Source organism: Tychonema sp. LEGE 06208 (assembly GCF_015207505.1).
Lineage (GTDB): Bacteria > Cyanobacteriota > Cyanobacteriia > Cyanobacteriales > Microcoleaceae > Microcoleus.
This window is the reverse complement of sequence record NZ_JADEWT010000030.1, coordinates 1-12257: the sequence shown is the minus strand read 5'-3', so window position 1 is coordinate 12257 and position 12257 is coordinate 1. Positions and strand designations below refer to the sequence as shown.

General features: G+C 46.3%; 6 protein-coding genes. 3 read left to right on the top strand and 3 right to left on the bottom strand.

Annotated elements, in window-relative coordinates; translation table 11 throughout:
* Positions 1 to 78: 78 nt before the first annotated feature.
* Together IQ263_RS10505 and IQ263_RS10500 are read right to left on the bottom strand one after the other, a co-directional pair.
* Complete coding sequence (locus IQ263_RS10505) at positions 79 to 195, bottom strand: photosystem II reaction center protein I (RefSeq protein ID WP_106151135.1); 117 nt, start codon at positions 193 to 195, stop codon at positions 79 to 81.
* A 75-nt stretch (positions 196 to 270) separates the two neighbouring features.
* Entirely contained in the window at positions 271 to 2244 is a 1974-nt protein-coding gene (locus tag IQ263_RS10500; protein WP_194067374.1) for a hypothetical protein, read from the bottom strand.
* 182 nt (positions 2245 to 2426) lie between these two features.
* On the opposite strand from IQ263_RS10500, the gene IQ263_RS10495 reads away from it, so the two are divergent.
* The gene (locus IQ263_RS10495) at positions 2427 to 6110 is read left to right on the top strand and encodes an alpha-mannosidase (RefSeq protein WP_194067373.1); all 3684 of its coding nucleotides are present in this window, start codon (positions 2427 to 2429) and stop codon (positions 6108 to 6110) included.
* Positions 6111 to 6162: 52 nt separating this feature from the next.
* On the opposite strand, the gene IQ263_RS10490 is transcribed toward IQ263_RS10495, so the two are convergent.
* Entirely contained in the window at positions 6163 to 7347 is a 1185-nt protein-coding gene (locus IQ263_RS10490; protein ID WP_194067372.1) for an anion transporter, read from the bottom strand.
* Positions 7348 to 7647: 300 nt separating this feature from the next.
* Between IQ263_RS10490 and IQ263_RS10485 the strand changes: the two genes are divergently transcribed.
* Together IQ263_RS10485 and IQ263_RS10480 are read left to right on the top strand one after the other, a co-directional pair.
* Entirely contained in the window at positions 7648 to 11589 is a 3942-nt protein-coding gene (locus IQ263_RS10485) for a PAS domain S-box protein (RefSeq protein ID WP_194067371.1), read from the top strand.
* 93 nt (positions 11590 to 11682) lie between these two features.
* On the top strand, positions 11683 to 11946 hold the full coding sequence (locus IQ263_RS10480) for a hypothetical protein (RefSeq protein ID WP_194067370.1): 264 nt from the start codon (positions 11683 to 11685) through the stop codon (positions 11944 to 11946).
* Positions 11947 to 12257: the final 311 nt, after the last annotated feature.

The window sequence follows — 12257 nt, the reverse complement described above, 5'->3', positions numbered from 1 at the left end:
TACTCATTGTTGTGGCTTCGTGCCCTGGTTCGGGGGCTGCGGTGTCGGCCCCCCGAACTAGCGGCCCAGATAGCTGGCTTATTCCATGTCTCTGCGGTTGGGGTTCCGGGCTGGGTCATTGGACAAAAATCCAAATACGAACAGGGAAACAAAAAATAGGACAACTACATTAACTACGATTTTGAGGGTTAGCACTGTGGGAGCCTCCAAAGATGGTTTAATACTGAGCTGATTGCTGCGAGTGCAACTTTTTTTATCATAGGCTAAAGATTACTCAATTTTATCTTTGGTTTGGAGGATTGTTGGCCAATTGGTTTTTGCCCAGTTCCAGAGTTGCTCTAGGATGTTTTCTAGTCGCACCATGAGTAGGTCTATCCATTCGAGCACTTGTTCTAGCGGGTGTTTAATGTAACCCATTGATTCGGATTTTGTTTCTAAGTATTCGTCGGCGGGCGGGACGGTGGCGCTGCGATTTGTTGGTTGGGCCGCTGTGGCTGTTGGGGTATATTTGCTGGTTTGCTGGGTGATTGCTGTTGGGGATTGGCTGTTTGGCGCGGTGTTGGGGTTTGTGTATTTTGGCACTTGGGTTTCCTGTTTCCCCCCAGGGGTTGATGGTGTTGCGGGTGCAGGGCTATTTTTTTGAGTTACTGCTAAATTTGAGGCTTTTTGGGGTTGACTTTTTGACTCTGGTGCGAGCAAGCTCTGCTTGAGTCCGGCGAGCAGGCGGTGAATTGATTTGGGGTAGGGCGATATTGAGACTGCAGTCGATCGACCTTCTGCCATTTCCTCCTTGACTTTTGATCTGTTTTGTGATATTGAGATTTGATCTGTTGCGCCGTCGGGTTCGGAACTGCCCTCGATCGACTGCTGCGGCCCTGGTTCCCCGAATAAGTCTTGCCAATTCAACCAAGGTCGATCGACCTCTTGGGTGTTTTCGGTTTTCTCTAGCTGTCCTTGATGTTGCAAATAATACCTAATTGCTACAGATTTCTCCGTGCTATCACTGGCTGCTGTTTCTTTGCCCAGCAGGTGGTCTACTGACGACCAAATCATTGTTTCGATGTTTTGAGCGTATTTCTCCAGGATTTCGCGGGCGGTCAGACCTAAATTGGTTGGCGCGACTGATGTATCAAGTTTTACCTCGGGATTGGCCGCGGTGGTTTTGTCGGCTGGGGGGACGGTAAATTCTTCGAGGTTGAGGGCGGCGCGATCGAGTAATGTGACAAAGGAGAGAGGATTGGGCGCTCGATCGAGCTTGTTGTTAAAATAAGTTTCTAATTTTGGCGTATTGTCATCAGTAGAATTTGATGCAGAAATCGACTGCTGCAGTGCGGTTGTTGTCGCAGCAGCCATCTGCGCTGTGGCTTTTTGGAGTAAGATAGCGTTGCGGTCGATCGATTTTTTGACTGCGAAAATTGATTCTCCAAACTGATTTCTTTTCACCGCAACCGGACTTGTCTGCAGCCAAGCCATCAATTCCCAAAAACGACGCACCGGCGCTAACTGAGATTTTTTAGCAGCCGACTCCAAACCGAGATTAAACTTTAATTCTTTTTGGGCAATGTGCCGCCGTTCCGGCCCGTTGTTGGCGACTTCCCAAGTTATCCGATTTTCCAGCAATTCCTGCTGTTGGGGTGTCAAAATATCTAACACCTGATTTTCTCTTCCCACCAAAACTAAAGTGCGCGCCGGAATGAAAGTCGCGATGGCGCTAACTTGTGGTTTGCTGTCTAATTGAGTTTTGGTTAGCGGATGTTCTAAGGCGGAAGTTGTTTGATGTTTGGCAGTTTTTCCACTGAAAAAATTGATAGCTGGAAGCAAACCCCTAGCTGGTTTCTCCGTTGCTGAATTTGTCTGATTTATTAACAGCGGGGCACTGGCTAAAGTTTTGGCAGTTTGTGACGGATTTAGAAGATTTTCGGCTAAGTGCAGGATTTTGCCGATCGAACTTTCCGACGTTTCTCCCTCATCCCAATTTGGTAGCAAATCGGGATTTTCGTCCCCAACATCTTTTTGCAATTCAGGTAAATCTACCTTGGGACTTGATTCCCGCAACTGTCTGGTCAACATTCGGGAACTTTGCACCAGCAAGTAAGCTGGATAAAGTAGAATTTGGGTACCGCTGAGGGTTGTTTGTTTAATTTGTCGCCAAGTGCGATCGCAATTATCGGCGACTTGGCGGGACTGTTTGGATATAAAATTTAATATTCGGCTTTGGTATGGGCCGTAGTAACCGTTAGACATAAGTTTAATTATTGAATTCAGGTTTTAGATTTGCGCCGGAATTGCTAAATTTTGCTGTAAAATCAAACCGAGATATTAATCGCAGTTTCAAACCCTCTGAAACCATTATTTCTTCGCGTCCTTTGCGCCTTCGCGGTTCGATTCCGATCCTGATTCCTACGCAATTCCTATTTTAGCTAAAAATGAACGCTTCTGTGACACCCGCTAGCAATAATATTTCTGAAGTTGTAGAGAAGTTGCGCCGCCTCAGTCAAGTGGAGGTTCAGTCTGGCTGGAGGTACTGCGACGGTGACTCGGTGGCGGGTTCGGTAGGTATTTGTAACGGGCCGGTTGCCGAACTGAACGGGAAAGGACATATTGCTTGGCCATCTGGGAAGCAAGTTGTTTATTTAGGGCAGAAATTTGTCATTCCTAACAATTTGCACGGCTATCCTGTGGTTGGTTTGCGGTTGCTGTTGGGCTTGACTTGGTGGGCCGAAGATGCTCAGATTTTTGTCGGCGGCGAGTTAGTCGGACAAGGTGATTTGTTCGATTGTGCCGATCGAGTTTTGTTGAGTGCGTCGGCAAATCCGGGAGATGAATTTTGGGTGATGTTGCGGTTGGTAAGTCCAGGCCACGATAGCGGTGCTTTAGTGCGATCGATTTGCTTGTACGAAGCGGCAGATTCTGCTTGTTTCGATCCGGGTTTTGTGGCCGACGAATTAGAAATTTTGCAAAAATCTTTGGCTGGTAATTCAGAAAATAAAAATTCCCAATACCTCCCCACCGAAAATATAGCAAATCATCCCTGGTTTGTCAAGGGGAATTTGCTGAAATCTGAGATTGATTTGGCGGTTAATTTGATTGATTGGTCTGCTTTTCCGAATCGCGCCAAGTTCGATCGCTCTCTCTCTGTTCTGCGGCACAATTTACTGGGATATCTCCGAGCTTTTTCTGGGGAGTTGGATGATGTAACCGCAGAGGCCACAGAGAACACAGAGGGAAGAATAGATCGAGTTTTTGAGGTGGGAGAAAATGGCGAGAGGATATCTTTTTCTGGGGATTTAGATGATTTAACCGCAGAGGCCGCAGAGGACACAGAGGGAAGAATAGATCGAGTTTTTGAGGTGGGAGAAAATCAGTACAGTACATCTATATATATAGGGAAAAATGGCGGAGATCAATCTATATATAAAAGTAAAATCTATTTGGTTGGTCACGCTCATTTAGACTTAGCTTGGCTGTGGCCTGTCCCGGAAACTTGGGAAGCTGCTGAACGAACTTTTGAGTCGGTGTTGAAATTGCAATCGGAGTTTCCTGATTTGATTTTCTGCCATTCAACTCCGGCGCTTTATGCTTGGATGGAAGAGCACCGCCCGGACTTGTTTGCAGCGATTCAAAAACAGGTGGCTGTCGGACGTTGGGAAGTTGTCGGCGGGATGTGGGTTGAACCGGATTTAAACTTGATTTCTGCTGAGTCAATGGTGCGACAAGTTGTTTACGGACAGCGTTATGCAAAGGAAAAGTTTGGGGAATTGATGCGGGTGGCTTGGCTACCGGATACTTTTGGTTTTGGATGGCAATTACCTCAGATTTTGCGCGGCGGCGGTGTTGATTATTTTGTGACTCAGAAGTTGCGCTGGAATGATTCGACGGAGTTTCCCTACGGTGCTTTTTGGTGGGAAGGGTTGGATGGTACTAAAATATTTAGCATGATGTCTGGGGCGATCGGCGAAAGTATAGAATCTGTAAAAATGGCAAGTTATGCTTTTGATTGGCAAGTTAAAACTAATTTGCCAGATGCTCTTTGGTTGCCGGGAGTTGGCGACCACGGCGGCGGCCCGACTCGCGATATGCTAGAGGTGGCGAAACGCTGGAAATTGTCGCCTTTTTTCCCCAGGTTGGAGTTTGCCAAGGCGGTTGATTATTTGGCTTTGATTGAGAGTCAGTTTTTGCCGGAAGTTGCGGCAACTTTGCCCGAAAATGATGTTCCAGAATCTGACAGTCAGGAGAATTTGCGGGCGCTAGAATTTGCCAATCCTTCTATCTCGCAACTCAAAAATCTCGGCACTCTGCCGATTTGGAAGGATGAACTTTACTTAGAATTTCACCGGGGCTGTTACACGACTCGCGCTGACCAAAAACGCCAAAACCGCCGCTGTGAAGAATTGCTCTATCAAGCGGAGTTGTTGTCTTCGCTGGCAACGATTTGCACGGGTGCGGTTTATCCGAAATCTGAGTTAGAATCGGCTTGGAAACAAGTGTTGTTTAACCAGTTTCACGATATTTTGCCCGGTTCGGCGATCGCCCAAGTCTACGCGGATGCTAATCTAGCCTTTGCCGAGGCCGATCGCGCTTGCCACCAAATCCTGCTAAAATCCTTAGATGCGATCGCCGCTCAAATTTCTCTGCCTTCTCCCCCGCAGCCGGACGCTCAACCGATTCTGATTTTTAATCCTCTCAATTGGTCGCGCTCTGAGGTTGTCAATCTACCGCTTCCCGATTCTGCTGGTTTACCTTGGCAAATTTACGATTTGTCGGGACAGAGGCTGGTTTCGCAAATAGTTAAGGGCGATCGACCGCCATCGCAATTTATCATGTTATTTTGTGCAGAGGATGTTCCGGCGATCGGCTACCGCGTGTTTTGGCTGTGTCGCGAAGACTCTCAAACTGCGGGTAATGCGGGCGCGAGTCCAGCCACCGAAAACAAGACAGATTTATCGAAACTTACATACGGTATAGCACAAAAAAATGCACTTTGTCAAGAAACGCATTTTACCACCCCAGAAATGGTGTTAGAAAATGAACTTATTCTGGCAAAAATAGACCGAGAAACTGGCAGTTTATCCAGCATTTGGGATAAAGTCAATCATAGAGAAGTGTTGAATGCAGCCGGAGGCAATCAACTGCAAGCCTTTCAAGACAACGGTCAATATTGGGATGCTTGGAACATCGATCCGAATTATCAAAAACATCAATTACCCGCGCCCATACTCAAAGAGATTTGTTGGATCGATCGGGGAGAATTACGGCAGAGTTTGCGGGTTGTTCTGCAAATTGGCAAATCGGAGTTTTGCCAAGATTACACGCTAGAAAAAGGTTCGCCGCTGCTGAAAATTAAGACGGTTGTAGATTGGCAAGAAACTCACGTTTTGGTTAAAGCAGCTTTTGGGTTAAATGTAGAAGCAGATTTTGTAACTTGCGAAATTCCCGGCGGGGCGATCGATCGCACAACTAAACCCCAAACACCCGCCGAAAAAGCCAAATGGGAAGTACCGATTTTGCGCTGGACTGATATCAGCAATGAGGGTTTTGGAGTGAGTTTGCTCAACGATTGTAAATACGGTTGCGACATTCAACAAAATCAAATCCGGCTGACTTTACTCCGGGGTTCGACTTGGCCGGACGAACAAGCAGATAAAGGAGTTTCGGAATTTACTTGTGCAGTCTATCCCCACGCTGGAAATTGGCAAGATGCCGGTACAGTTCGACAGGGTTACGAGTTAAATTTGCCGCTGCTAGTAAAGGTGTTCCCGCAGTTAGGGGAAAACGGAAACAAGAGTTTACCAGCAGTTGGCAAGTTCTTGGATTTGTCTGCCAAAAATTTAGCGCTGATGGCGTTTAAACAGTCGGACGATGATGCTAATGTTTGGATTTTGCGGTGTTGCGAATCGGAGGGGAAAGAGGCTGTGCTAGAATTGGATAGCGATTTGCAATTGGAGATTGTAGGGTCAGTTGATTTGTTAGAAAGACCTGCAAATTTGTCTGAAAAGTTGTCTCAAGGGCGAGGTTTTAAGATAGAGCCTTGGAAAATTGCAAGTTTTACTGTTGTAATGAACCGCGAAGGCGCAAAGGACGCAAAGGAAGAAAGGGAAGGGAAGAGATGAGGAGATTTTTGGCGGGTTAAGTGCTAAGTTTAGGCTGGTGCTGTTCTGCAAATTAGATCCAAAAATACGCAATTCCCAACGTCACGAAAGTTAGCGGTAGTCCGAATCTTAAATGCTCCTTAAATGTCAAACGATCGCCTGCTTTTTCGGCAATTTCAGCTACAATTAAATTAGCTACAGAACCCAATAAAGTTAAATTCCCTGCCAGGGTAGAACCCGCCGCCAACAACAGCCAAGCTTGTGTATCTGTTTTCGGAATCAGCGATTGCAGAACTAACACGGCCGGTACGTTGGAAATTAAGTTAGAAAGAATTACTGTTGTTCCCAACAAACTTAGCGGCGTACCAGTCAAATTAGTTAAGTTATCCAACAAACCGAGTTGTTGAACGGCCTTGGTCACAATAAACAATCCCGCAAACATCACTAGCAAATTCCAATCCACGCGCTGCAAAATGCGATCGGACTTGACGCGCCTCGTAATCAACAATATACTAGCAGCTATCCAGGCAGATTCGGCTAAAGGTGCTCCGGCTAAAAAAGCTACCAAAAGTCCTGCTGTTACCAACAAACTTTTCGCTAGTAAAGGCTTGAATAACCGATACCGAACTTGAGAAACCGCAGGCAAAGATTTGCAAGAGCGCACTTCGGGATAAAGCCACCACAACCAAATTACTTGAACCACTAAACAAATTAACGCTACCGGTGCGAGAGAGCGGGAAAATTCCCAATAGCTAATTCCCGAAAAAGAACCGACGAGAATGTTTTGTGGATTCCCGCTGATTGTTGCTACCGAACCTAAATTAGTGCCTCCTGCTAAAGCCAAAAGATAAGGGAGAGGATTGAGGGATAAAGAGCGAGTTAGAGTGAGTGTTAATGGGGCGAGCAACATAGCAGTAGTGTCGTTGAGAAAAAATGCTGATAAAATACCGCTGCCAAAAGTAACAGCTACTAAAATGCCGAAGGGAGAACGAGTAAAGCGAGTTAAAAACTCTAAAGCTAGTTGAAAAAAACCCGATGCTTCCAAGGTAGAATTAATCACCATCATTCCTAGCAAAAAAACGATCGTACTGGGGTCGATCGCCTCCCAAGCAGTTTTGAGGTCGAGTATCCCCAAAGCTACGGCAAAAGCTGACCCGACAATTGCGATCGCAGCCCGGTTCATCCGCAGCCCCGGCAAATATCCCAAACCGAAACCCAAGTAAGTCAGCCCCAAGATTAGATAGTTGAGTGTTATCATAGATACTTAAAATCCTTGAGTGTCGGTTTGTTCCATTGTCGGAGATACTACAAGTACAGACGCGGTAATTGCAACTCAACCTGCTAGCACCGCAACTAGCGGGAAATATCGCCAACAGACAATCTACCAACTACAAACAAACAAACAGAGGATTTGCATCGGGAAGCAAAAACCAGCGCCCTGGGCAAGTTGCAATTTTGTTACAATTTGTAACTTTTTTAAAATAACAGGTTTAATTTAGTTTCACAAGAAAGTTCAATTCCAGAAAGTAAAACTAATTACAGTCGAGTTAAGCTAAAAGTGTTTGCTAAAAAAATTCATTCAAGCAACGCAGAAAACCACAATTCTCACTTGGGCGGTACGGGCGGCGATCTCGCTGCAGCGAACATTTCGTGCAACAAACAAGTTGAACAGGATTGGTATCGAACTCTCTACGACAATTTTCCGGGCATTTACTTCGTTTTAGACGCTTTGGGAAGAGTTTTTTCAATCAATCAATTCGGCGAGTCTCGTCTCGCCTACAGGTCGCAGGAATTAATTTATCATTCAATTTTTAACATATTTTACTGTCAAGATCAAGAGAAAATGCAGACCGAATTTGCTGCACTAACACAGGCAAAAAACGGTAAGCTGGCTGCTGGAGTTGCCTATTGGGAAGGTCGCTTGACTTGCAAAGATGGCAGGATTATCTGGGTCAAAGCAACGGCGCGCGCTTTGGCTGGGGTAGACTGGAAAATAGAGGACAATAATGGCGATCGCTCAATTGTCAATTTCCAGCGACCGACTGTACTGTTAGTTTGCGAAGAAATTAAGGCGGCTTCGCCCGTAGCAGCGTCGCCAAACCTGAGAAAAAATTGGCGCAGTCCAACTTTGGCGATCGCCAAATTAGCCAAAACTCAACTTAAAGAACGCAACAATATAGAACAATTCATCCGCGAAGTCACAGAAGCCGCTATCAGTATCGTCAACTGCGATCGAGCCAGCATTTGGCTGTACGACGAAGACAAAACTCAGCTTCACTGCATCGACTTTTACGAAGAAAATACTAAACTTCATTCAGTACAAATAATCGTCACAGCAGCCGACTGTCCGGCCTATTTTCAAGCCTTAAAATCCGCAACTACCATCGCCACTGTGGCGGCAGAAGATGACCCGAGAACGCAAGAACTTGCCAATCTTTATTTTGCCGATCGCGGTCAGACTGCTTTGTTAAACGTACCGATTGTGCTAGCAGGTCAAATGGTAGGAATAATCAGCGCCGAACGTGAAAGTTTCGGGAGTCAGTGGACGGAAGAAGAACAGGAATTAACCAAAATATTAGCAGATTTTGTATCTTCAAGTTTGTTAGCTAGCGAAAATACTAAATCAGAAATTATGCGGCGCGAACAGCAACAAAACTTGCTGAGCAAATACTACGACCGACTAGAAGAAAGAGTAGAAAAACGCACGGCAGAGCTCAAAAAAGCTAACACAAAACTACAACAAGAAATAATTAAAAGAAAACAAGCAGAAGCAGAAATGCGCCGGGAACACCAAGAACAACAAATTATTTTTGATTCTGTGCCGGCGATGATTTGGTACAAAGATCGGGAAAGTCGCCTGCTGCGAATTAACAAAGCTGCCGCTGCATCGAGAGGTTTGCCAGCCAATCAATTAGAAGGAAAATCTTTTTATGAAATCTATCCAGACGAAGCAGAGCAATATTATTTAGAAGATTTGGAAGTCATGAATTCGGGGGTTCCCAAGCTGGGGAAAATCGAACTTCTGCCCACAGTCTCCGGTCAAAAATGCTGGGTGCGAATAGATAGGATACCTTACCGGGATGAAACAGGTCAAATTGCTGGCGCGATCGTGTTTGCAGTAGATATTACAGATTTAATTAAAGTCGAAAGGGAACTGCGAAGATATCGCGATCGACTCACGGAAAAAGTCGAGAAAAGGACTGCTATGTATCGGCAAGCAATGGCAGCTTTGTATTCGGCAAATACGCAACTACAACAGCTAATTAATAGCAGTTATACTGTGGGAAATGGCAGCACGACAGCAGCACAATTGCTCGAAAGCGAAGCTTATTTTGAAGCAGTGGCGATCGCCGACCGCGACACAATGTTGAGCGTCAATAGCGATTTTGCCGAAATGTTCGGTTACAATCCAGAGGAAATGGTGGGAATGAGCTTGCTGGAACTGTTGTCGCCAAAATCTTATAAAGTAGCGCCACAAATGATTTCCGCCAGCACCAATACAGTCTGCGAAGCAGTTTTTCTCAAGCGGGACGGGACTGCTTTTCCTGCTGACGTGCGGAGTAAATTCGTCGTTTGCGACGGTCGTTTAGTGCAGGTAAAAGCAGTGCGAAACCTCACGGAACGCAAATTAATAGCATCGGAATTAGAACGATCGCGCTCTTTGCTGCACGCTACTATGGAAGCAACGACCGATGGCATTCTTGCCGTTAGTACCGCCGGAGAACTGATTAGTTTTAACGAACAGTTAGTTTTAATGTGGGGGATTCATGAAGAAGTTAGAAACTCGATGGATAGAACGGTGCGGCTGACATTTCTCACCAAGCACGTTAGAGACCCGAGGGCTTTTTTGCAGAAAATTAAAGAAATTTATAGCGATGCGGAGTCCGAAGGCTGCGATATTCTCGATTTTAAAGACGGTCGGACTTTTGAGCGCTACACGCAGCCGATTCGAGTCGGACAAGATATTATTGGCAGGGTGTGGCGCTTCCGCGATATTACTTCTCGCGAAAAGGTGACGGCAATGTTGGGAGATTCTCAACGGCGCTTTCGAGCAATTTTTGATTCTTCGTTTCAATTTGTCAGCTTGTTAAAACCGGACGGCACTCTACTGGAAGCTAACCAAACTTCTCTGGATTTTGCGGGAATTAAGCTGCGGGATGTGGCAAACCGCCCGTTTTGGGAGGGGCCGTGGTGGGGAAGTTCTGAGGAAGTTCGGGAACAGTTACAAGAGGCAATTTCTCGATCGGCCAAAGGCGAATTTGTCCGCTATGAAGTGGAAGTTCAAGGCGCACATGAAACGGCAACAGTTGATTTTTCTCTCAAACCTGTCGAGGATGAAACTGGCAAAATAGTATTGCTGCTGCCGGAAGGTAGGGACATTACTCAAAGCAAGCAAGCGCAAGTCGCGCTTCGGCAGCAGGTAGAACGGGAACGCCTGATCGCGCAGATTCAATCGCGCATCCGTTCTTCTCTGGATATCGAAGATATTCTCAACACTACAGTAGCGGAAGTGCGGGAATTTTTGGCAACCGATCGCGTGATTATTTTCCGCTTCCGACCCGATTGGAACGGAGATGTGGTGGTGGAGTCGGTTGGGGAAGAATGGATGCCGCTGATGGGTATGGGTGTAGAGGATTGCTGTTTTGCTAATACTTATGTCGGACAGTATTTGAAGAACAGAATTCGAGCGGTCGAGGACATTCACACTTCTAATTTTGCTGAGTGCCACATCAATTTTTTGGCAGGGTGTCAGGTGAAAGCGAATTTAGTTGTGCCCATCGTGCAGCAGGGAATCGAAAATCGCAACGGTAATCCTACTTGTCAATTACCGAAGTTGTGGGGTTTGCTGATTGCCCACCACTGTTCTGCCCCCCGCCAGTGGCAGCAGTTTGATATGGATTTGCTCAGTCAGTTGGCTACTCAAGTGGCGATGGCGATCGAACAATCTTTACTTTATCAGCAGCTAGCAGCAGCTAACCAGCGGTTGGATGGCTTGGCGAATTTGGACAGTCTGACTCAGCTAGCTAACCGCCGCCGGTTTGACGAGGTGATTAACCGCGAATGGGAACTATCGAGCAGTTCGGAACCGCTATCTTTGATTATGTGCGACATTGACTGTTTTAAACTTTACAACGACAACTACGGCCACCAGGCTGGGGATGCTTGTTTGCAGCAAGTCGCGCGCGCGATCGGGGATAGTTGCACGAACGCACCCGCAGAACGCCTTTATTTAGCTGCTAGGTACGGTGGCGAGGAATTTGGGGTGATTTTGCCAAATACCGACATCGCGACCGCACAGGCTGTTGCTGAGGGAATCCGCCAGCGCGTCAAGGCTTTAGCAATTCCCCACGCCAAGTCTGTTGTCACCGATTGCGTGACTCTCAGCATGGGGGTGGCGACGATTTCTGAAAATCAAAATTCGCCGAAGATGCTGATTGAAACTGCTGATAAGGCGCTTTATCGGGCTAAGTCGGGCGGGCGCGATCGAGTAGCTAGTTGACAGTTGACGGTTGTCAGTAGTCAGTAGTCATTAGTCATTAGTCAGTAGTCAGTAGTCAGTAGTCATGAGTCATTAGTCAGCAGTCAGCAGTTATTGCTCGTTACTTTCGCTCTGCCTGGTAATGCTTCTGGGGCGAGGAAGAGCCTCCTTTTATCTGGCAACTTACGGGAGAGAGGACTGTCGGAGGTGTTTAAGTTGTTAAGTTTTCGATCCTTAGTAAAAAAAGCGATCGCCCCAACTGGCATAAAGTTAGGGCGATCGCCGTACTATGAATCAGCATTTATATATCAGGCTTGGCGCGGGATTTTTACGCATTTTCACGAAACTTGTTACAAAACTTTACTCGGCGTTGCGTAAAAATATCCAGAAATCGCGTTTCTGTACCTGATATCTCTTTTTTTTGAACCGCAGAGGGCGCAGAGAGCACAGAGGAAGAGTAAAAGTAGGGTGCGTCGCCATCGAAAATTCTGGCTATTTGCAACGATGCGGTAGCGACGCACCCTACCGCATCATAAAGGGAGTGCGTCACTAAGATTTGGTATGACTACTGACTACTGACTACTGACTACTGACTACTGACTACTGACTACTGACTACTGACTACTGACTACTGACTACTGACTACTGACTACTGACTACTGACTACTGACTACTGACTACTGACTACT

Bases quoted from the DNA above. Each gene is read 5' to 3' on its own strand.
- IQ263_RS10500 (WP_194067374.1), bottom strand. From the start codon at position 2,244: ATGTCTAACGGTTACTACGGCCCATACCAAAGCCGAATATTAAATTTT.
- IQ263_RS10495 (WP_194067373.1), top strand. From the start codon at position 2,427: ATGAACGCTTCTGTGACACCCGCTAGCAATAATATTTCTGAAGTTGTA.
- IQ263_RS10490 (WP_194067372.1), bottom strand. From the start codon at position 7,347: ATGATAACACTCAACTATCTAATCTTGGGGCTGACTTACTTGGGTTTC.